This is a genomic window from Bacillus cereus group sp. BfR-BA-01330 (assembly GCF_022663885.1).
Taxonomy (GTDB): domain Bacteria; phylum Bacillota; class Bacilli; order Bacillales; family Bacillaceae_G; genus Bacillus_A; species Bacillus_A cereus.
Map to the genome: position 1 here is coordinate 1 of NZ_JAKUGK010000039.1, position 224 is coordinate 224.

A 224-nucleotide genomic window follows, 5' to 3' on the forward strand; every position below is an offset into this window, starting at 1 on the left:
TGATGATGGCAGAGAGGTCACACCCGTTCCCATACCGAACACGGAAGTTAAGCTCTCTAGCGCCGATGGTAGTTGGGACCTTGTCCCTGTGAGAGTAGGACGTCGCCAAGCTATTTATATTGTCGCGGGGTGGAGCAGCACGGTAGCTCGTCGGGCTCATAACCCGAAGGTCGCAGGTTCAAATCCTGTCCCCGCAACCAAATGGTCCCGTGGTGTAGTGGTTA

Annotated in this window: 1 tRNA gene and 1 rRNA gene; both read left to right on the top strand. The window is 55.4% G+C overall.

Annotated elements, in window-relative coordinates:
• Window positions 1-111 (top strand): 5S ribosomal RNA (gene rrf / locus MR112_RS28740); the annotation flags it as partial.
• 12 nt (window positions 112-123) lie between these two features.
• Window positions 124-200: transfer RNA gene (locus tag MR112_RS28745), tRNA-Met, on the top strand.
• Window positions 201-224 lie beyond the last annotated feature (24 nt).